The following is a 21,154-nucleotide window of genomic DNA, read 5'->3' as shown; positions in this document are numbered from 1 at the left end:
ATGGATTTCAGCGTGATTCACGACAACCTGGGCTACCTGCTGTGGGGCACCTGGCCGGACGGGCCGCTGGGCGGCGCCGCGCTGACGTTGGCGATCAGCCTGATGGCCGGCGTGGCTTCGGCGGTGCTCGGCACCTTACTCGGCGTGGCGCTGGCGATGTCGCGCGGCGTCGCCGCCGGATTGCTGGCGGCGGTGCTGGGCTTTTTCCGCGCCATTCCGGTCATCATGCTGATCTTCTGGACCTATTTCCTTCTGCCGATGGTGTTTGGCGTCGAGATCCCGGAAATCACTACCGTGGTGTGCGCGCTGGCGCTGATCGCCTCGGCCTATTTGGCCCATGCAGTGAAGGCCGGCATTGCCGCGATCGGCCCCGGCCAGTGGCAGGCTGGGCTTTCTCTGGGGCTGACGCGCTGGCAGACGCTGCGCATGATCGTGCTGCCGCAGGCGCTGCGCATGATGGTGCCGTCGTTCATCAACCAGTGGATCTCCCTGATCAAGGACACCTCGCTGGCTTATATCGTCGGCGTTGGCGAACTGACCTTCCTGGCGACCCAGGTCAACAACCGCAGCATGGTCTATCCAATGGAAGTGTTCCTGTTCGTGGCGCTGGTCTACTTCGTGTTCTGCCTGGCGCTCGATCTGCTGGCCAACGCGGTCAACCGCCGCTTCGGCGCGCAAACCCGCGCGCTGAAACGGTCCTGGCGCTGGTGGCGCAACAAGCCGCCGTTGCCGGCCAGTTAATCGGCCGTGAGCCGCCAGCCGCGTTCGCGCCACAGCGCGGGCAGCTGCGCCAGGTCGTCAAACGTCGTCACCAGCGGGTGGTCGATCGGCGGGTTATGCGGGTCGGCGCAGAAGTAAAAGACCGGGATGCCGGCATCGATGCCGGCCTGCGCGCCGGCGGGTGAATCGTCCACCAGGATGCAGCGCGCCACCGGTACCTGCATCTGTTCGGCGGCGTGAAAAACGATCGCCGGATCTGGCTTCCAGCGCTGAATGTCATAGCCGCTGAACAACCGGTCATCAAAATAAGGCAGCATGCCGGTCAGGCCGAGCGAGTGCTGCATCTTGCTGACCGGTCCGTTGGAGACGGTGCAGACAGGCACCGTCACCTGCGCCAGCAGCTCGCGGGCGCCGGCAATCTGTTGCAGTTCGCTGTCGAACAACCGCGCCACTTCCTGCCGATACAGCGGCTCCAGTGTCTCTTTGGCCAGGTCAGTGCCCTGCTCGGCGTTGACCCGATCGATGATCTCGTACAGCTTCACCCCTTTGTATTTCTTGAATACCTCTTCCAGCGACAGATGAATGCCGTAGTGGGCGAACATGTGCACATAGGCTTTGCTGCACAGCACTTCGCTGTCTACCAGCGTGCCATCGCAGTCGAACAAAATGCAGTCAATCTGATTCATGCGGGACAGGTTCCTTCGGGTTAACGCCGCTGAGGCCGCTCAGCGATCACTTGATCAGGTTACGCGCCTTGAGATCGTGCAAAATCAGCGCGGCGACGTGTGAGCAATGCGGCAGATCGCGGCTGTCGCACCACTTCAGCTCGGCGATTTCGGCGGCCGGCTGCAGCTGCCCGGTATAGTCGGCTTGGTAGCAGCGAATGCGCACCTGGGTGCCGTCCTGCTTGCCGTCCGCCGGGCCGGTGAACTCGCCGTAAAATGCGATGGATTTCGGCAGCAGCGCAACGGTCAGCTCTTCGTCGATTTCGCGGCACAGCGCCTGTTCGTCGGTTTCGCCCGCTTCGCGCTTTCCGCCCGGCATATAAAACAGCGTCTTATTGTGTGAGCGCACCAGCGCCACTTTGTCATCTTTCAGCGCGATCAACGCGAGCTTATCGATAAAGGTCGAAGACATGCGGATTCCTGTTTTTAACGGATAGGGACAGAAGGGCGATAGGCCATTTTATCGGCCGTGCCGGCAAACGGCAACGCAGCGGGCGGCAACGGGGGATGAATGTCTGTAAATACAAGCCGTTGACGCGTTTAGCCGTAAAGACGGCGAAAAAAACCTGTGACCGACGTCAAAAGCCCCACTTTTTGTTATAGGATAGCCGGCGACTGTCCATTCCCATTTTCGGAATTCTGATAATGACCAAACCAGTATCTGGCCTTGACGCTGAGCAAGGCTTGCTTGGGCGCGTGTTTAAACTCAAGCAACATGGCACGACGGCGCGTACGGAAACGATTGCCGGTATCACCACCTTCCTCACCATGGTGTATATCGTGTTCGTTAACCCGCAAATTTTGGGCGCGGCGGGCATGGATACCCAGGCGGTATTTGTCACCACCTGTTTGATCGCCGCCTTCGGCAGCATCTTTATGGGCCTGCTGGCGAACCTGCCGGTGGCGCTGGCGCCGGCGATGGGCCTGAACGCCTTCTTCGCCTTCGTGGTGGTCGGCGCGATGGGCATCTCCTGGCAGGTGGGCATGGGCGCCATCTTCTGGGGAGCGGTCGGCCTGCTGCTGCTGACCATTTTCCGTATTCGCTATTGGATGATCGCCAACATTCCGGTCAGCCTGCGGGTCGGCATCACCAGCGGCATCGGCCTGTTCATCGGCATGATGGGGCTGAAAAACGCCGGCATCGTGGTGGCCAACCCGGACACGCTGGTGACCATCGGCAGCCTGACCTCGCACAACGTGCTGCTTGGGGCGCTCGGCTTCTTCATCATCGCCGTGCTCTCTTCGCGCAACTTCCACGCGGCGGTGCTGGTATCTATCGTGGTCACCACCCTGATCGGCTGGATGCTGGACGATGTGAAATACGGCGGCCTGTTCTCCCTGCCGCCGAGTATCACCTCGGTGGTGGGCCAGGTCGACGTGGCCGGCGCGCTGAACATCGGGCTGGCCGGGGTTATCTTCTCGTTTATGCTGGTGAACCTGTTCGACTCTTCCGGCACCCTGATCGGCGTCACCGATAAAGCCGGCCTGACCGACAGCCAGGGCAAGTTCCCGCGTATGAAGCAGGCGTTGTACGTTGACAGCATCAGCTCGGTGGCCGGTTCGCTGGCGGGTACCTCTTCCGTGACCGCTTACATCGAAAGCTCGTCCGGCGTCGCCGTCGGCGGCCGCACCGGTTTGACGGCGGTGGTCACCGGCCTGCTGTTCCTGCTGGTGATCTTCCTGTCGCCGTTGGCGGGTATGGTGCCGGCTTACGCCGCCGCCGGCGCGCTGATCTATGTCGGTGTGCTGATGACCTCCAGCCTGGCGCGGGTGAAGTGGGACGATCTGACCGAAGCGGTACCGGCGTTTGTTACTGCTGTGATGATGCCGTTTAGCTTCTCGATCACCGAAGGTATCGCGCTCGGCTTTATCTCCTACTGCGTGATGAAGCTCGGCACCGGCCGCTGGCGTGAAATCAGCCCGTGCGTGGTGGTGGTGGCGCTGCTGTTCGTGCTGAAAATCGTCTTTGTCGACGGCCATTGACAGCCAAAGGGCCGACGCTTGTCGGCCCTGAAACCCTAGACGCCCGGCGTCGCATCCGGCGCCCGATCCAACACCCACTGTAACGGCCGCCTGAAGCGCGCCTGCCAACTGCCGGCGGCATCCTCGCCCTGGGCGAAGTGCAGCGTCTGCACCTGATTATCCTCCCCGAACAGATTGGCGAAGTGCAATGCCAGCGCCTGCTCGCTGAAGTTCTGCCGATCGTAATACGCCATCACGATTTTCTTTTGTGCCGCCAGCGACTGCTGGGCCGGCTTGATCTCGCCGTTGGGGGCGATCAGGAGCGCGCCGGCGTAAAACTGCGGGTACTTCGCGATCAGGTTGGCGGCGTGCAGTGCGCCCTGGCCGCGGGCGCTGAGGTAAATCCGCTGGGTATTCAGCTTTAGCTGCGGAGCCAGCTGTTGCAGCGTACGCTGAATGGCGGTGTGGGTGCTCTCGTCGCTGTAATTCGACCAGCGGAAGCTGTTTTCCGACAGCATCTGCGTGCCGTTGATCTCGATGTACGCCACGCCCATTTCGCCGAACAGCAGCCGTTCTTCGGGGCTGATGGCGGCGGCTTTGCCGTAGGTATGCAGGAAGATCACCGTTGGCCAGCCTTCGGGCGGCGCTTCGCCGTCCGGCATCGCGTAGCTGGCCTTGCCTTCATAGTGGCGGGCGTGCTGCAGATAGCGCGCTTTGGTGGCGGCCAGGATCGATTGGTAGGTGGCGGAGTGCTGGATGCTGTTGAAGGCGTCGTCCTCCAGCAGGTTGTAGTAGTACCACAGGCCGCGGTCGGCGCTCAGCTGCAGGTAGCGCTCCGCCAGTTCGGTTTGGCCTTTCTCTGCCGACGATACCGCCAGCTGGTAGGGCGCCCAGACGTTGCGGCCGTCTTCGCGCATCAGCGTCAGGTACAGCGACATGGCGCCCAGCTTTTTGTCTTCCTGGTTTTGCGCGGATCGCGATAGCTGCGCGTTGAGCGCGCTGTGTGCCGGCAGCTCCAGCGGCTCTTCACCGGCGGGATAACGCATGTCTGCGGCGAAAGCGGGACTGGTGATGGAAACAAAAAATAACGCTAAAATGAAAAAATACATGATGCTATGGCTTTAATTTTCAATGAATTGACGGACTTCATGTCCTGTTGCGGCGCCCGGTGGGCGCCGCGAGACGGTCACTCCACGCGGCGAATAAAATCGCTGAACGCGGACAGCTGGCCGGTCAGGAAATCCAGCGTTCCCTGATCGCTCAGTTCACCGGCCTGTTCATCGACCTTGCTCTGGATCACGCCGCCCATAAACTCAGGCTTGTTCATTACCATCGCATCGAGGAACACAAGGATCTGGCGCAGATGGTATTGGCAGCGCGCGCCGCCGATCGGCCCCATCGAGCTGGTTTGAATGGCGACCGGTTTGCCGGCCAGCGGCTGATTCGGCAAGCGAGACAGCCAGTCGATGGCGTTCTTCAACCCGCCGGGCACGGAATAGTTATATTCAGGGGTGACGATGATCACGCCGTCGGCCTGGCGGATCTGTTCGGCGATCGCCTCGACAGCGGCAGGGAAGCCTTCACCCTGTTGCATGTCGGCGTCGTACAGCGGGATATCGCGGATGGAAGAGTGCTTCAATGGTGACGCCCTGTGGAGCCAGGCCAGGCAGGGCGCGGGCCACCATGGCGTTGTAGGAGCCTTTACGCAGGCTGCCGAGCAGAGTGACGATTTTCAAGGCTTGGTCTGACATGGTGATTCTCCCTTTCGAATGAGCAGATTCAGCGTACAACATGGGCGAATAGTAGGCTAAAGCGCGGGTCGAGAATAGGCGATTGCTCAACATTTAGCTGTCTTTACAATTTAATCCAGCAACTCGTGCGGTAAAGACAGCGTTATCCGCTATGCGCTGCGTTAACCGGGCGTCTTCAGGCCCGTCAGTTTAATGAAGCGTGAGGACGCCGCCGCGCTGCGCGGCGAGATTTCCCCGTCTTTGTGCAGGCCGCGGCGCTCTTCGTAGTGCCAGCACAGCAGGCGATCCAGGCCGGGGCTGCCGGCGCAGGCCCAGCTCAGGTATTCGTCGGCGTCGCTCATCACCTGAACGTCCGGCGTGGCGCTGGAGCGCAGGTGGCCGGAGAAGGGATGCAGACGCAGCGTAGCCTGGCCGCTGTTGCCGAGGCCGGAAATTTTCAGCACGCTTTGCCGGATGCTCCACAGCTGAGTCTCTGCCTCCAGCCGATCGTCCTGCGCGCCGATCCAGGCATTCTCCGCCGGCGTCTGATGTGCGTGTTGCAGCGCGCTTTGTCGGGTACCGCGCGCCCGCATCACTTCGATATCCAGTCCGACTTTGCCTTCATCGCTGAGCAGCACGCCCACGGTGTTGCTGGCGTAAGCGAGGCTAAAGTCGGGCAGCTGATGATCGGCGAAACAGGGGCGGCCGGTCGGCGTAGTGGCGATGGGGGGCAGCGTCGGCAGGCCGTAAAGATAGAACATCATTTCGGCGAGCAGAATGCGCCCTTGCAGAAAGCGCGTGCGGCGTTTAACGGAAAAGGTGCGGGTGGTGGCTATCACTTCGTCGGAGAGTCTTTGGGTATCCAGAACAGCGGAGGCCGGGGTCCATCGGGCAAAATGACACGCCATTGTTCACTCCATGACAGAGGGTCGCTAAGAACGCAGGGGTGTTAGATTAAGACTAAGTTGAGGATTTATCATCAAAAAACACTATGCGGATTATCCTATTTATTAACGATGGAAGAGGTATCGTCCGACGCGGCATCGCTCCACCATTGGATCATTGATGCGTTCGGTGCCAAATCAAAGTATGGCTTGCCCAGCAAGTGATTGAGGATGCGCGCTGAACGCCAGGCCATCAGGCTCAGTCCGCCTTCTGCGCTGCCGTGGCTGTGTATCCCGGCATTTACCGCATAAATTCGATTTTGCTCCGGCCCGAGCCATTCAAGATTAAAATTCGGCAGCAGCGGTAGATGCTGCTTCGAATCGAGCGGGATGCGTGGCACCAAGGGTTTCAGGTACGCGGGCAGAGAGGCGCGATAGCCGGTGGCGAGAATGACGATATCGGCCCTGAAATTTTCCCGGCGATTTTCCAGACCGTGAAGCGTGCGCAGATGAAAAGCCTCATCCATTGATTCGACGGTCAGTAGAGTACGATGGGGCAGTAAACGCACATTGCGTGTCTGGCGCATCACGTCAAAACGCATATAAAGCTCACGGTACAAGGTTCGCAGCGTATGATTGCTGATGCCGTCTGCCAGCAATTTCTGTGTTTTGATTTCACGTGCGCGGATCTCGGCCGGCAGCGTATAGAAATAGTCGACGTATTCAGGAGTGAAATATTCGTTGGTGAAGGGGGACTCGTCCAGCGGCTGAAAATTGGGACGACGCGAGAGCCAATCCAGCTGTGCCGGCTCGCCCCAGTGTCCCTGCAACGCGTTCAAAAAAACATCGGCGCCGCTTTGGCCGCCGCCCACCACCATAACCCGCTTGCCGCTGAAGTCTGGATTGCGCAGGGCTATTTCGGCGGCATGCATGCAGTTTTCACCCAGCGCCGGATAAAATGCTTCCGGCAACCAAGGGTCATGTCCGGTACCCAGACAGATATTTTTCGCCCACAGGGTCTGGTTGTGGGTACATACCTTGAACAAACCTTTTTCATCGTCGAAATCAATACGCTCTACGGACTGTGAAAACTGTAGTCCGTCTAACCTTTCGCAGGCCCAACGCAGGTAGTCGGAAAATTCTTCCCGGCTGATAATTTGCTGCTCGGTGATTAAAAAACGATAAATTTTTTTCTGCTCGACCAAGTAATTAATAAATGAAAATTGGCTGCGTGGGCTGACGGCGGTAACCAGATCCTGAAGTACATAAGTTTGCATATAAGCTGAGGGCAACAGCATACCGGGATGCCAACGGAAGCTGGCGTTACGATCGAGAAAGGTATAATTGACGGCGCCGCTTTCGGCGGCCAGAGCGGCCAGACTGAGATTGAAAGGCCCCAATCCCACGCCGATCAAGTCTAAAGGTTCGTTCATGTAAGCTTATCTCTCACGCAGCAAAATTGATGAGATAAGCTTAGGTGAGTTTTGATGCCGCCGGGAGAAGTAACATGCGGGCGCCGAGTAGGATACGGCGCTCGCAGTCGATTATTTCCCGATACAGAAGCTGGAGAAGATGCGGCCCAGCAGGTCGTCGGAGGTGAATTCGCCGGTGATTTCACTCAAGGCCAGCTGCGCCTGGCGCAGCTCCTCGGCCAACAGCTCGCCCGCGTAAGCGCTCACTAACTGTTCTTTGCCCTGCACCAGGTGCTGTGCCGCCAGTTCCAGCGCCTGCAGGTGGCGACGGCGCGCCAGGAAGCCGCCTTCCATGTTGCTGGTGAAGCCCATGCTCTGTTTAAGATGATCGCGCAGCACATCGACGCCTTCGCCGGTGCGGGCCGACAGGCGAATAAGTGAGTGGTTGTTCACTTCTGTCAGACCCAGCGTTTCACCGGTGATGTCGGCCTTGTTGCGCACCACGGTGATCGGCAGCGTGCCCGGCAGGCGCGCCATAAATTCCGGCCAGATCTCCGCCGGCTCGGTGGCGGCGGTGGTGGTGCCGTCAACCATAAACAGCACTCGGTCGGCCTGTTCGATCTCATTCCATGCACGTTCGATGCCGATACGCTCAACTTCGTCGCTGGCGTCGCGCAGGCCGGCGGTATCGATGATGTGCAGCGGCATGCCGTCGATATGGATATGTTCGCGCAAGACGTCGCGGGTGGTGCCGGCGATATCGGTGACGATCGCCGCCTCGCGCCCGGCCAACGCATTGAGCAGGCTCGATTTGCCGGCGTTGGGGCGCCCGGCTATCACTACCTTCATCCCTTCGCGCAGCAGGCTGCCCTGGCGCGCTTCACCGCGCACGTTGTCCAGATCCGCCATTACGTCGTTGAGCTGCGCCTCGATTTTACCGTCGGACAGGAAATCAATTTCCTCATCCGGGAAGTCGATCGCCGCTTCCACGTAGATTCGCAGGTGAGTGAGCGCTTCCACGAGCTGGTGGATGCGGGTGGAGAACGCACCCTGCAGCGAGTTCATCGCCGAACGCGCCGCCTGCTCGGAGCTGGCGTCGATCAGATCGGCAATCGCTTCGGCCTGCGCCAAATCGAGTTTGTCGTTGAGGAACGCGCGTTCGGAGAACTCGCCGGGCCGTGCGATGCGCACGTCAGGGAGCGACAGCACGCGCTTGAGCAACAGATCGAGGATCACCGGCCCGCCGTGGCCCTGCAGTTCCAGCACGTCTTCGCCGGTAAAGGAGTTCGGCCCCGGGAACCACAGCGCGATGCCCTGATCGAGCGTGGCGCCCGTGGCGTCGCGGAACGGCAGATAGTCAGCGTAGCGCGGCTTCGGCAGCTTGCCGAGCAACGCCTGGGCGACGTCTTTGGCCTGGCTTCCGGAAACGCGCAGAATGCCGACGCCGCCGCGTCCCGGCGGGGTGGCTTGGGCTACGATGGTATCGGTGGTGCTCATAACGGTTCTCTCTGACGATTAAGATGCAAAAAGGCGGTCTAATGACCGCCTTTGGGGTGACTGCAAGGGTCGGCGCGCCGAACCCCTACAATACGCTTAGCTTTTTTTCTTGTCGCGGCTGTGCAGACCGCGTTTTTCCAGACCACGGTAAATCAGCTGCTGCTGCAGGATGGTCACCAGGTTACTGACGATGTAGTACAGCACCAGACCGGACGGGAACCACAGGAAGAACACTGTGAAGATCACCGGCATGAAGGTCATGATTTTCTGCTGCATCGGGTCAGTCACGGTGGTCGGCGACATCTTCTGAATGAAGAACATCGTCACGCCCATCAGGATTGGCAGGATGTAGTACGGGTCTTGCGCCGACAGGTCATGGATCCACAGGGCGAACGGCGCGTGGCGCAGCTCAACCGAGCCCATCAGCATGTAGTACAGCGCCAGGAAGATCGGCATCTGAATGATCAGCGGCAGGCAGCCGCCGAGCGGGTTCACTTTCTCCGACTTGTACAGCGCCATCATCTCTTGGCTCATGCGCTGCTTGTCATCGCCGATGCGCTCGCGCATCGCCTGCAGCTTCGGCTGCAGCATGCGCATTTTCGCCATCGAGGTGTACTGCGCCTTGGTCAGCGGGTACATGATGCCGCGCACGATGAAGGTGATGATGATGATGGAGAAGCCCCAGTTACCGATAAAGCCGTGGATGAACTTCAGCAGTTTGAACAGCGGCTGGGAGATGAACCACAGCCAACCGTAATCCACGGTCAGGTCCAGGTGCGGCGCCAGCTGGGCCATCTGGTCCTGCAGCTCCGGGCCGACCCACAGGGTCGCGTTCAGCTGCTGCTGAGCGCCCGGCTGCACCACGACCGGCGTAGATTTGAAGCCGATGGTGGACAGGTTGTCGCCCGGTTTGGCGGTGTAGAAGGTGTTGTCACCCTTGGTCGCCGGTACCCACGCGGTGGCGAAGTACTGTTGCAGCATGGCGACCCAGCCGTCTTTGGTGGTGACGCTCAGGTTTTCGTCTTTGTCGAACGCGTATTTCTGGTACTTGTCCTCGCTGGACGAGTACGCCGCGCCGCGGAAGGTATGCAGCGCGAAGTTGCTGCTGCCGGTGTCGCGGTGCTTAGGCAATTCGGTAGTCTGCTTCAGCTGGCCGAACAGGGTCAGCTCCAGCGGCGCCGCGCCTTTGTTGTCGATGCTGTAATCCACGCCGACCGCATAGTGATTGCGTTTGAGCACGAAGGTCTTGGTGTAGACCGCGCCGTCTTTATCGGTGTAGGTCAGCGGGATGCGCAGCTCGTCCTGGCCTTCCGGCAGGGTGTAGCTGTCCTGCGCCGCTTGATACAGCGGGCGCTCGCCGTTGGCCGGGTTGTCCGGGCCGTTTTTACCGGTCAGGCCGCTTTGCGCCTGATAGACGAATGACGGAGTGGTTTCCAGCAGTTGGAACGGAGTCGATGAACCCAGAGTATCCGGGTAGGCCAACAGTTTAGCCTGCTCGATATCGCCACCACGGGTGTTGATGGTCAGTGACAGCACGTCGGTGTTCACGGTAATCAGCTTACCCTGACCACTGGCTGGCACGGCCTGGCTGGCGGCATCACCGGCTACTGCGTTCGAAGTCTGTTGCGTGGTCTGTGCGGCCGGCTGCGGAGCGTTGTCCGTTTGCCATGCCTGCCAGATCATGAAAGACACGAACAGCAGAGCGATGAGGAGAAGATTGCGTTGCGAATCCATCGTTAGTGTTCTCTGTTATCGTCGGTTTTTGGCGGCACCGGATCATCGCCACCTGGGTTCAAAGGGTGGCATTTTAATACGCGTTTCAATGCTAACCAACTGCCTTTTATCATGCCAAACCTGCTTAATGCCTCAATTGCGTAATGAGAGCATGTCGGCTGGAAGCGACAACGAGGCCCTAGCAGCGGACTGATGACGAGCTGATAGGCCCGCACCAGCCCGATCAGGATGCGGGAGCCTGGCGACAGTGGCGACGCCATAATTTATCCAAAGCTTCCGTCAGCGCGCGGTTATCCAAATCCGCTATCCCCTTTTTGGCCACCACGACAAAATCCATCGCCGGTAATTCGTGCTGACGCAGGCGGAAACTTTCGCGGGTTAGGCGTTTGATCCGATTACGCTCGTGCGCGCGTTTGACGTGTTTTTTGGCGACGGTAAGACCGATGCGGGGATGCCCCAGCTGGTTCAGGCGGCCGAGGATGGTGATTTGCGGCGTGCCAGCCCGTTGTGGCTGCTGGAAGACGAAAGTGAAATGAGTGGGAGTTAACAAACGTAACTCCCTGGGAAAAGCGAGCTTAACCACTCAGCGGGTTAGCTTTATTACTTAGAAACAGTCAGACGAGCACGGCCTTTCGCACGACGGCGGGCCAGAACTTGACGACCATTTTTGGTGGCCATACGAGCACGGAAACCGTGGCTACGGTTGCGCTTCAATACGGACGGTTGGAAAGTGCGTTTCATAGCGATTTCTACCTAAACTTAAAATAATTACTGATCAGTAAACGCGTTTGGCTACTCGGCGTGAAGATGACCGACGCCTCAATCGCAATACATAAAGAAGCGGGATTGTAATAATTGTACAGTCCTGAGTCAATTCGCATCGCGCCAGCCTACCTGGTTGTCTGCCAATAACGGAACAAAATCCGGTCTTGGCCCGTGGTCACCGCAGAATCCTGTCTGGCTAATGACGCACCATAAGGAACCAGGTATCACACGTAGGGCGAAGATTATACGGACTCGGGGTGAAATCGCAAGGATCCCCGTGAGATCCTTTGCGCGCGATCTCAGGATCCGGCGTGGATAACAGGGTATAACCGGTTGACAATGTAAAAAACGCGGCGCAGCGGCCGGGATCTGCGCGGCCATTCGGCGCCGGCGGTGAAAAGATCGCCGCCGGCCGCGGCCTGTGGATAAAATGGATCTAATCTGTGAGGAAGGGGAGGATCTCTTGCGCGGATTGCGCTATGATCCGTCATTCCGATCGCGATCCCTCATACCGGGATCGTGAGGGACACAAACCGTGAAAGGCGGTTCGCATCCCCCACAGGCAAACAGCCGATGCCGGGTATGTGTCAAAAATCATGAGTTATAAAAAAGTTGCCCGTTTCTTTTCTTTATTGATCTTGTTCGAGTGGAGTCCGCCGTGTCACTTTCGCTTTGGCAGCAGTGTCTTGCCCGATTGCAGGATGAGTTACCTGCCACAGAATTTAGTATGTGGATTCGCCCATTGCAGGCGGAACTGAGTGACAACACCCTGGCGCTGTACGCGCCTAACCGTTTTGTGCTGGATTGGGTTCGCGATAAGTACTTAAACAACATCAATGGTCTGCTGAATGATTTCTGCGGCACGGATGCGCCTTTGCTGCGTTTTGAAGTCGGCAGCAAGCCGATCACGCAGGTGATCAGCCAGACCGTGACCGCCAGCGTCAGCAGCGCCCCCGCAGCTCCGGCGGCGCGCACGGCCGCGCCTTCGCGCCCGAGCTGGGACAACGCGGCGGCGCAACCCGAGCTCTCTTACCGCTCCAACGTCAACCCCAAGCACACCTTCGACAACTTCGTCGAGGGTAAGTCCAACCAGCTGGCGCGCGCGGCGGCTCGCCAGGTGGCGGACAATCCGGGCGGCGCCTACAACCCTTTGTTCCTGTATGGCGGCACCGGCCTGGGTAAAACTCACCTGCTGCACGCGGTCGGCAACGGCATCATGGCGCGCAAGGCCAACGCCAAAGTGGTCTACATGCACTCGGAACGCTTTGTGCAGGACATGGTCAAAGCGTTGCAGAACAATGCCATCGAAGAGTTTAAGCGCTACTACCGTTCGGTCGACGCCTTGCTGATCGATGACATTCAATTCTTCGCCAACAAGGAGCGTTCGCAGGAAGAGTTCTTCCATACCTTTAACGCCCTGTTGGAAGGCAATCAGCAGATCATCCTGACCTCGGATCGCTACCCTAAAGAGATCAACGGGGTGGAAGATCGTCTGAAGTCTCGCTTCGGCTGGGGGCTGACGGTGGCGATCGAGCCGCCGGAGCTGGAAACCCGCGTGGCGATCCTGATGAAAAAGGCCGACGAGAACGACATTCGCCTGCCGGGCGAAGTGGCGTTCTTCATCGCCAAGCGCCTGCGTTCCAACGTGCGTGAGCTCGAAGGGGCGCTGAACCGCGTGATCGCCAACGCCAACTTTACCGGCCGGGCCATCACCATCGATTTCGTGCGCGAAGCGCTGCGCGATCTGCTGGCGCTGCAGGAAAAGCTGGTCACCATCGACAATATTCAAAAGACGGTGGCGGAGTATTACAAGATTAAAGTCGCGGATTTGCTGTCCAAGCGGCGTTCGCGATCCGTTGCCCGCCCGCGCCAGATGGCGATGGCGCTGGCGAAGGAACTCACCAACCACAGCCTGCCGGAAATCGGCGATGCGTTTGGTGGCCGCGACCATACCACGGTGTTGCACGCCTGCCGGAAGATCGAGCAGCTGCGTGAGGAAAGTCACGACATCAAAGAAGATTTCTCCAATTTAATCAGAACATTATCTTCATAGCGCTATGAAATTTATCGTTGAACGTGAGCATCTGCTAAAACCGCTGCAACAGGTGAGCAGCCCGCTGGGCGGCCGCCCGACCTTGCCGATCCTGGGCAACCTGCTGCTGCAGGTGACGGAAGGCTCCCTGCTGCTGACCGGCACCGATCTGGAGATGGAGATGGTGGCGCGCGTCGCCCTGTCCCAACCGCACGAGGCGGGCGCGACCACCGTGCCCGCGCGTAAATTCTTTGATATCTGCCGTGGCCTGCCGGAAGGGGCGGAGATCGCCGTCACGCTGGAGAGCGAGCGCATGCTGGTGCGGTCCGGCCGCAGCCGCTTCTCGCTGTCCACGCTGCCGGCGGCGGACTTCCCGAACCTGGACGACTGGCAGAGCGAGGTGGAGTTCACCTTGCCGCAGGCGACGCTGAAGCGCCTGATCGAAGCCACCCAGTTCTCGATGGCCCATCAGGACGTGCGTTACTACCTGAACGGCATGCTGTTTGAAACCGAAGGCGAAGAGCTGCGCACCGTCGCGACCGACGGCCACCGCCTGGCGGTGTGTTCGATGCCGATCGGCCAACAGCTGCCGTCCCATTCGGTGATCGTGCCGCGTAAAGGGGTGATGGAGCTGGTGCGTCTGCTGGACGGCGGCGATTCGCTGCTGCAGCTGCAGATCGGCAGCAACAACATTCGCGCCCACGTCGGCGATTTCATCTTCACCTCCAAGCTGGTTGACGGCCGTTTCCCGGACTATCGCCGCGTCTTGCCGAAGAACCCGGATAAAACGCTGGAAGCCGGCTGCGATCTGCTCAAGCAGGCGTTTGCGCGCGCGGCCATTCTCTCGAACGAGAAATTCCGCGGCGTGCGGCTGTACGTCAGCCAGAACCAGCTGAAGATCACCGCCAACAACCCGGAGCAGGAAGAGGCGGAAGAGATCCTCGACGTCAGCTACGACGGCGCGGAGATGGAGATCGGCTTCAACGTCAGCTACGTGCTGGACGTACTGAACGCGCTCAAGTGTGAAGACGTGCGCCTGCTGTTGACCGACTCGGTCTCCAGCGTGCAGATCGAAGACGGCGCCAGCCAGGCGGCGGCCTACGTTGTCATGCCAATGCGGTTGTGATCGATATCCGGGCTATCTTGCTTGCCATTTTACGCTTGGGCAGTGCTCGCAATCCTCACGTACTCTGTGTACGCTCCGGTTGCTGTGGGCTGTCCGCACGTAAACTGCCTGCACCGATAACGCCCTTACAGTGAGCGTAGTTTCCCGGTGATAGAATTGGCATGGCATTAACGCGTTTATTGATTAAAGATTTCCGCAATATCGAGGCGGCGGATTTGGCGCTGGCGCCGGGATTCAACTTCTTGGTTGGTGCCAACGGCAGCGGCAAGACCAGCGTGCTGGAAGCGGTGTATACACTCGGCCACGGCCGCGCCTTTCGCAGCCTGCAGGCCGGTCGGGTGATTCGCCACGACCAGCCGGAGTTCGTGCTGCATGGCCGCATCGAAGGTGCGGAGCGCGAGCTGTCGGTAGGATTGAGCAAGAGCCGTCAGGGTGACAGCAAAGTACGCATCGATGGCAGCGACGGCCACAAGGTGGCCGAGCTGGCGCAGCTGCTGCCCATGCAGCTGATCACCCCCGAAGGTTTTACCCTGCTGAACGGCGGGCCGAAATTCCGGCGCGCTTTCCTGGACTGGGGCTGTTTTCATAACGAACCCGGTTTTTTCACCGCCTGGAGCAACCTGAAACGGTTACTGAAGCAGCGCAATGCCGCGCTGCGCCAGGTGAGTCGCTATGCGCAGATCCGCGCCTGGGATCAGGAACTGATCCCGCTCGCGGAGCGCATCAGCGAATGGCGGGCGGAATACAGCGACGCGATCGCCGCGGATATCACCGCGACCTGCGCGCAGTTTCTGCCTGAATTCGCCCTGAGCTTCTCCTTCCAGCGCGGCTGGGACAAAGAGAGCGACTACGGCGAGCTGCTGGAGCGCCAGTTTGAGCGCGACAGGGCGTTAACCTATACCGCGGTGGGGCCGCACAAAGCGGACTTTCGCATTCGTGCCGACGGCACGCCGGTAGAGGATTTGTTATCGCGCGGTCAGCTTAAGCTGCTGATGTGCGCGTTGCGCTTGGCGCAGGGTGAGTTTCTCACCCGGCAGAGCGGGCGGCGTTGCCTGTATCTGATTGATGATTTTGCCTCCGAGCTGGACACCGGCCGTCGCCGGTTGCTGGCCGATCGCCTGAAAGCCACCCAGGCCCAGGTTTTTGTCAGCGCAGTCAGCGCTGAACAAGTGACCGACATGGCCGGTGAAAAGGGCAAGATGTTCCGCGTGGAACAGGGTAAAATAGAGGTTCAACCACAGGACTAAAATGAGCGAGAAACGTTGATGTCGAATTCTTATGACTCCTCAAGTATCAAGGTATTAAAAGGGCTGGATGCGGTGCGCAAGCGCCCGGGCATGTATATCGGCGATACCGATGACGGCACCGGTCTGCACCACATGGTATTCGAGGTTGTGGACAACGCTATCGACGAAGCGCTCGCGGGCCACTGTAGTGACATTCAGGTCACCATCCATGCCGACAACTCGGTATCGGTACAGGATGACGGCCGCGGCATTCCGACCGGCATTCACCCTGAAGAAGGGGTTTCAGCCGCAGAGGTCATCATGACCGTGCTGCACGCCGGCGGTAAATTCGACGACAACTCCTATAAAGTTTCCGGCGGCCTGCACGGCGTGGGCGTCTCGGTGGTTAACGCCCTGTCGGAGAAACTGGAGCTGGTGATCCGCCGCGAAGGCAAAGTACACGAACAAACTTACAGCCACGGTGAGCCGCAGGCGCCGCTGAACGTGGTGGGCGAGACCGAGCAGACCGGCACCATGGTGCGTTTCTGGCCGAGCCACCAGACCTTCACCAATGTAACCGAATTCGAATACGACATTCTGGCCAAGCGTCTGCGCGAGCTGTCCTTCCTCAACTCCGGCGTGTCTATCCGCCTGAAGGACAAGCGTACCGACCGTGAAGACCACTTCCATTACGAAGGCGGTATCAAGGCGTTTGTCGAGTACCTGAACAAGAACAAAACCCCGATCCACCCGAACGTGTTCTACTTCTCGACCGTGAAAGACGATATCGGCGTGGAAGTGGCGCTGCAGTGGAACGACGGTTTCCAGGAAAACATCTACTGCTTCACCAACAACATTCCGCAGCGCGACGGCGGCACGCACCTGGTCGGTTTCCGTACCGCGATGACCCGTACGCTGAACAGCTACATGGAGAAGGAAGGCTACAGCAAGAAGGCCAAGGTCAGCGCCACCGGCGATGACGCGCGTGAAGGCCTGATTGCCGTAGTGTCGGTGAAGGTGCCGGATCCGAAGTTCTCTTCTCAAACCAAAGACAAGCTGGTCTCTTCCGAGGTGAAAACTGCGGTTGAAACGCTGATGAACGAGAAGCTGGTGGATTACCTGATGGAGAATCCAAGCGACGCGAAAATTGTGGTCGGCAAAATCATCGACGCGGCGCGCGCGCGCGAAGCGGCGCGTAAAGCACGTGAGATGACCCGTCGCAAAGGCGCACTGGATCTGGCCGGCCTGCCGGGCAAGCTGGCGGACTGCCAGGAACGCGACCCGGCGCTGTCCGAACTGTACCTGGTGGAAGGGGACTCCGCGGGCGGCTCTGCCAAGCAGGGGCGCAACCGCAAGAATCAGGCTATCTTGCCGCTGAAGGGGAAAATCCTCAACGTCGAGAAAGCGCGTTTCGACAAAATGCTCTCATCGCAGGAAGTGGCGACGCTGATCACCGCGCTGGGTTGCGGCATTGGCCGCGACGAGTACAATCCGGACAAGCTGCGTTATCACAGCATCATCATCATGACCGATGCCGACGTCGACGGTTCGCACATCCGTACGCTGCTGTTGACCTTCTTCTATCGCCAGATGCCGGAAATCATCGAGCGTGGCCACGTGTTCATCGCACAGCCGCCGCTGTACAAGGTGAAGAAAGGTAAGCAAGAGCAGTACATCAAAGATGACGAGGCGATGGATCAGTACCAGATCGCCATCGCGATGGACGGCGCTACGCTGCACACCAATGCCAGCGCACCGGCGCTTGGCGGCGAGCAGCTGGAAAAACTGGTGGCCGAGCACTATAGCGTGCAGAAGCTGATCGGCCGTATGGAGCGCCGCTACCCGCGTGCGCTGCTGAACAGCCTGATCTATCAGCCGACGCTGAACGAAGGCGATCTCAGCGATGAAGCCAAGGTGAAAACCTGGATTGCTTCGCTGGTGCAGGCGCTGAACGACAAAGAGCAGCACGGCAGCAGCTATGACTTCGTTCTCTTCGAGAATCGCGAGCGCCAGATGTTCGAGCCGGCGCTGCGCATCCGCACCCACGGCGTGGATACCGACTATAAGCTGGACTTCGACTTCATCCACGGCGGCGAATACCGCAAGATCTGCCAGCTGGGCGAGAAGCTGCGCGGGCTGGTCGAAGAGGGCGCGTTCATCGAGCGCGGCGAACGCCGTCAGCCGGTAGACAGCTTCGAGCAAGCGTTGGAGTGGCTGGTGAAAGAGTCGCGCCGCGGCCTGTCGGTGCAGCGTTATAAAGGTCTGGGCGAGATGAACCCGGAGCAGCTGTGGGAAACCACCATGGATCCTGAAAGCCGCCGCATGCTGCGGGTGACCGTCAAGGATGCCATCGCTGCCGATCAGCTGTTCACCACGCTGATGGGCGATGCGGTTGAACCGCGCCGCGCCTTTATCGAAGAAAACGCCTTGAAAGCGGCGAACATCGATATCTGATGCGTTAATGGCTGTGAAAATCCGCGCCGGGCGACCCGCGCGGATTTTTTTACGCCTTTTTTGGCGCTGACAGCCGAGGCTGAAACGCGTTAGCATGGGAAAAAACCACTGGGAGAAGCGTTGAATGGCTATTGAACTGATTGCGATCGACATGGATGGCACGTTGCTGGATCCGCAGCACCAAATCACGCCGGCGGTAAAGCAGGCTATCGCGGCGGCGCGGCGCAAAGGGGTGCACGTGGTACTGGCCACCGGGCGGCCTTATGTCGGCGTGCAGGATTATCTGCGCCAGTTGGACATTCAGGGCCCCGGCGATTTTTGTATAACCTATAACGGCGCGCTGGTGCTGCGGGCGGTCGACGGCGCCTGCATTTTGCAAGAAACGCTGGGCTTCGAGGATTATCTGCACTTCGAGCAGATGGCGCGCGAGTTCGGCGTTCACTACCAGGCGTTTGATTTCGATACCCTGTATACCCCGAACAAGGACATCGGCAAATACACCATACACGAGGCGGCAATGACCGGTATTCCGTTGAAATACCGCAGCGTGGAAGAGATGGATCGCCAGATGCGTTTCCCGAAAGTGATGATGATCGACGAGCCGGAGCTGCTGGACCGCGCCATCGCGCGCATCCCGGCGGAAACGCGCGAGCGTTACACCATCCTGAAAAGTGCGCCTTATTTCCTCGAGATCTTGCACAAGAACGTCGATAAAGGCGCCGGGGTGAGAATGCTGGCCGAGCATTTGGGCGTGGCGCGGGAAAACATCATGACGCTGGGGGATCAGGCCAATGATACGGCGATGATCGAATATGCCGGCGTCGGCGTAGCGATGGGCAACGCCATTCCCGAACTGAAAGCGGTGGCGCAGTTTGTCACCAGCGCCAATACCGAAGACGGCGTGGCACGCGCTATCGAGAAGTTCGTGCTCAACGCCTGATCAAGCGGGGCGCTGTGGCGCCCCTTTATACTTTCGCCAACACCCCTTTGGCGATCTGCAGATCCTGAATTGCCAAGCCGGTGAGATCGGCGATGGTGATCTGCTGCGGCTCGCTTCGCACCCGCTTTCCCTGCGCTAAAACGGCGCCCATTTCGACGATTGACGTTGAGGTCAGCCTGTTTTGCCGATAAGCCGTCGCGATCTCGCCATAGTCCGCGCACTGCGCCAGGGCATCGACCAGCAGCGCGTCCGCGCGCGCCACCAGATCGGTCGCCAGCTCCTGCTTGCCGGGCGCGTCGGCGCCCACGGCGGTGATGTGTGTGCCGGGCCGAATATCCGCCGCCTGCAAGATCGGTTCGCGGCTGGGCGTGGTGGTGACGATCAGCTGACAGTGCGCCGCCAGCTCCGCCGCGTCCTGCGTGACCCGCACCCGAAAACCTTCGGCCTCGGCCTCGCGCCGATACGCCGCCAGCGCCTGTTCGTCTCGCCCCCACACCCACACGTCTCGGCAATCGGTCACCGGTTTCAGACATTGCAGCTGCAGCCGTGCCTGCAGGCCGGTGCCGACAATACCGATCGCCTGAATATGCGGCGGCGCGCACAGCTCGGCGGCGATGCGTCCGGCCAGGGCGGTGCGCAGCGCGGTCAGCCAACCCTCATCCTGCAGCAGCGCCTGCGGTTCGCCGGTCTGGGCGGAGAATGCCATCACCAACCCCTGATTACTGGCCAGGCTGCGCTCGGCGTTGCGATAGAAACCGGCGGAGACCTTGACCACGAACAGTTCGTCGCCTTCCAGCCAGGCGGATTTGATGCAGCAATCGCCAGCGGCCTGTTCGAACAGGAAATGCTGTACCGGGGGCTGCTGCACCCGCCGTTGCGAATAGGCGATAAAACCCTGCTTCAGCAGCGGCGTGATGCTCTCGGCGTCGAACGCGGCGAGGATTTGCTGCCGATTAAGGATGCGCATCGGCGATGGCCTTGAGGTATTTCTCCAGCACGATATTTTTGCCGCACAGCACCACCGCCACTTTTTTCCCCTGATATTCCGGCGCCAGTTTGATCGCCGCCGCCAGCGCCACGCCGGCTGCGCCTTCGATAATCCACCGATCGCTGGCGGCGATCCGGCGCATCGCGTGCTTGATCTCCGCTTCGCTGACCAGCACTTTGCGGTCGATCAGCTGTTGGCACAGTGGGAAGGTTACGGCACCCGGTTCGACGCCGCCGGCGGTGCCGTCGGACAGGGTTTCGTGCTCTTCCACCGGGAAGATATGGCCTGCTTCAAGCGCGCTGTACATGCTGGTGGCGTTTTCAGGCCAGCAGGCGATAAGCTGCGTGTTCGGCGACATTTGCCGCAGAACGGTGCCGATACCTGCGATATAGCCACCGCCGCCCACCGCCACGAACACGGCGTCCAGACCGGTGAGCTGTTCAACCAGCTCCATGCCGCAGGTGCCCTGGCCGGCGATCACCTGCTCGTCGTTATACGGCGAGATATAGGTTTTTCCCTGTTCGCGTGCGGCCTGTTCCCCCGCCAGTTCGGCGTTCAGCGCATCGCCCGGCACCAATTCCACGGTGCCGCCCAGCGCGCGGATGGTGTCTAGCTTGATGCTCGCGGCCGTCTCTGGCGCATAAACCGTGACGCCAACGCCCATCAGCTGCCCCGCCAGGGCGACCGCCTGGCCGTGGTTGCCGGTTGAGGCGGCGATCACGCCGCGCCGGCGTTGTTCGCTATCCAGCAACCGTAGCTTGTTGCTGGCGCCGCGAAATTTAAAGGAGCCGGTGTGTTGCAGATGGTCGCATTTCAGATACAGCTCACAGCCGAGCTGCTGTGAAAGCAGCACGCTGCGCTCCAGGGGCGTGACCCGTACCTGAGGGCGCAGTTGCTGATGGGCAGAAACAATGGCATCGAAGAGGGCGTTCATACCGGCTCCAGAATGTTTTGGACTT

Annotated in this window: 19 protein-coding genes and 1 pseudogene; 7 read left to right on the top strand and 13 right to left on the bottom strand. The window is 59.8% G+C overall.

What is annotated here, in order from left to right:
* On the top strand, window positions 1-741 hold the full coding sequence (locus FUU19_RS01110; protein WP_004933841.1) for an amino acid ABC transporter permease: 741 nt from the start codon (window positions 1-3) through the stop codon (window positions 739-741).
* Here the strand turns inward: FUU19_RS01110 and yieH are convergent.
* Window positions 738-1,406 carry a 6-phosphogluconate phosphatase gene (gene yieH / locus FUU19_RS01105; protein ID WP_141971856.1) on the bottom strand — a complete coding sequence of 223 codons (669 nt, stop codon included), beginning with the start codon at window positions 1,404-1,406 and terminating at the stop codon, window positions 738-740. The two genes, FUU19_RS01110 and yieH, sit on opposite strands and share 4 nt — an antisense overlap.
* Window positions 1,407-1,452: 46 nt before the next feature.
* Entirely contained in the window at window positions 1,453-1,857 is a 405-nt protein-coding gene (locus tag FUU19_RS01100; protein WP_197834001.1) for an NUDIX hydrolase, read from the bottom strand.
* Window positions 1,858-2,090: 233 nt separating this feature from the next.
* Here FUU19_RS01100 and FUU19_RS01095 point away from each other — a divergent pair, with 233 nt between their 5' ends.
* The gene (locus tag FUU19_RS01095; RefSeq protein WP_197834000.1) at window positions 2,091-3,428 is read left to right on the top strand and encodes an NCS2 family permease; all 1,338 of its coding nucleotides are present in this window, start codon (window positions 2,091-2,093) and stop codon (window positions 3,426-3,428) included.
* A gap of 35 nt (window positions 3,429-3,463) precedes the next feature.
* Here the strand turns inward: FUU19_RS01095 and FUU19_RS01090 are convergent, their stop codons facing one another.
* From FUU19_RS01090 to rpmH, 9 genes and pseudogenes are all read right to left on the bottom strand, one after another.
* Window positions 3,464-4,516, bottom strand: a complete 1,053-nt coding sequence (locus FUU19_RS01090; protein ID WP_038876022.1) for an alpha/beta hydrolase — start codon at window positions 4,514-4,516, stop codon at window positions 3,464-3,466.
* Window positions 4,517-4,593: 77 nt separating this feature from the next.
* Window positions 4,594-5,158, bottom strand: a pseudogene (locus FUU19_RS01085) (NADPH-dependent FMN reductase).
* Window positions 5,159-5,319: 161 nt separating this feature from the next.
* Complete coding sequence (locus FUU19_RS01080) at window positions 5,320-6,045, bottom strand: 4'-phosphopantetheinyl transferase family protein (protein WP_197833999.1); 726 nt, start codon at window positions 6,043-6,045, stop codon at window positions 5,320-5,322.
* Window positions 6,046-6,140: 95 nt separating this feature from the next.
* The gene (locus tag FUU19_RS01075) at window positions 6,141-7,454 is read right to left on the bottom strand and encodes a lysine N(6)-hydroxylase/L-ornithine N(5)-oxygenase family protein (RefSeq protein ID WP_230489526.1); all 1,314 of its coding nucleotides are present in this window, start codon (window positions 7,452-7,454) and stop codon (window positions 6,141-6,143) included.
* Window positions 7,455-7,565: 111 nt separating this feature from the next.
* Complete coding sequence (gene mnmE / locus FUU19_RS01070) at window positions 7,566-8,930, bottom strand: tRNA uridine-5-carboxymethylaminomethyl(34) synthesis GTPase MnmE (protein WP_230489525.1); 1,365 nt, start codon at window positions 8,928-8,930, stop codon at window positions 7,566-7,568.
* 96 nt (window positions 8,931-9,026) lie between these two features.
* The gene (gene yidC, locus FUU19_RS01065) at window positions 9,027-10,664 is read right to left on the bottom strand and encodes a membrane protein insertase YidC (RefSeq protein ID WP_141971844.1); all 1,638 of its coding nucleotides are present in this window, start codon (window positions 10,662-10,664) and stop codon (window positions 9,027-9,029) included.
* A 2-nt stretch (window positions 10,665-10,666) separates the two neighbouring features.
* A complete protein-coding gene (gene yidD / locus FUU19_RS01060; RefSeq protein WP_004933881.1) occupies window positions 10,667-10,924 on the bottom strand; it encodes a membrane protein insertion efficiency factor YidD in 258 nt (85 codons plus the stop codon).
* Window positions 10,888-11,247, bottom strand: a complete 360-nt coding sequence (gene rnpA / locus FUU19_RS01055; protein WP_004933883.1) for a ribonuclease P protein component — start codon at window positions 11,245-11,247, stop codon at window positions 10,888-10,890. Before rnpA ends, yidD begins: the two co-directional genes overlap by 37 nt.
* A gap of 17 nt (window positions 11,248-11,264) precedes the next feature.
* Window positions 11,265-11,405 (bottom strand): 50S ribosomal protein L34, encoded by a 141-nt coding sequence (gene rpmH / locus FUU19_RS01050; protein WP_000831330.1) that lies wholly within the window; start codon window positions 11,403-11,405, stop codon window positions 11,265-11,267.
* Between the two features lie 682 nt (window positions 11,406-12,087).
* Between rpmH and dnaA the strand changes: the two genes are divergently transcribed.
* The 5 genes from dnaA to yidA all read left to right on the top strand — a co-directional run bounded on the left by dnaA (window position 12,088) and on the right by yidA (window position 19,207).
* The gene (gene dnaA / locus FUU19_RS01045; protein ID WP_004933889.1) at window positions 12,088-13,482 is read left to right on the top strand and encodes a chromosomal replication initiator protein DnaA; all 1,395 of its coding nucleotides are present in this window, start codon (window positions 12,088-12,090) and stop codon (window positions 13,480-13,482) included.
* Between the two features lie 4 nt (window positions 13,483-13,486).
* Window positions 13,487-14,587 (top strand): DNA polymerase III subunit beta, encoded by a 1,101-nt coding sequence (gene dnaN, locus FUU19_RS01040; protein ID WP_064290625.1) that lies wholly within the window; start codon window positions 13,487-13,489, stop codon window positions 14,585-14,587.
* Between the two features lie 161 nt (window positions 14,588-14,748).
* Window positions 14,749-15,834, top strand: coding sequence for a DNA replication/repair protein RecF (gene recF, locus FUU19_RS01035; RefSeq protein ID WP_004933895.1), 1,086 nt, complete (start codon window positions 14,749-14,751; stop codon window positions 15,832-15,834).
* An 18-nt stretch (window positions 15,835-15,852) separates the two neighbouring features.
* Window positions 15,853-18,267: a DNA topoisomerase (ATP-hydrolyzing) subunit B gene (gene gyrB, locus FUU19_RS01030; protein WP_202670202.1), complete on the top strand. Its 2,415-nt coding sequence runs from the start codon at window positions 15,853-15,855 to the stop codon at window positions 18,265-18,267.
* Between the two features lie 124 nt (window positions 18,268-18,391).
* The gene (yidA, locus tag FUU19_RS01025) at window positions 18,392-19,207 is read left to right on the top strand and encodes a sugar-phosphatase (protein WP_151265356.1); all 816 of its coding nucleotides are present in this window, start codon (window positions 18,392-18,394) and stop codon (window positions 19,205-19,207) included.
* A 25-nt stretch (window positions 19,208-19,232) separates the two neighbouring features.
* Here yidA and FUU19_RS01020 read toward each other — a convergent pair whose 3' ends face one another.
* Entirely contained in the window at window positions 19,233-20,174 is a 942-nt protein-coding gene (locus FUU19_RS01020; RefSeq protein ID WP_197833991.1) for an ornithine cyclodeaminase family protein, read from the bottom strand.
* Entirely contained in the window at window positions 20,161-21,129 is a 969-nt protein-coding gene (locus FUU19_RS01015; protein WP_230489524.1) for a threonine/serine dehydratase, read from the bottom strand. The genes FUU19_RS01020 and FUU19_RS01015 overlap by 14 nt, the downstream gene beginning before the upstream one ends.
* Window positions 21,130-21,154: the final 25 nt, after the last annotated feature.

The organism is Serratia montpellierensis, from assembly GCF_020858655.1.
Classification (GTDB): domain Bacteria; phylum Pseudomonadota; class Gammaproteobacteria; order Enterobacterales; family Enterobacteriaceae; genus Serratia; species Serratia montpellierensis.
Note: the sequence above shows the minus strand (reverse complement) of the source record. Positions and strands in the feature narration are given on the sequence as shown.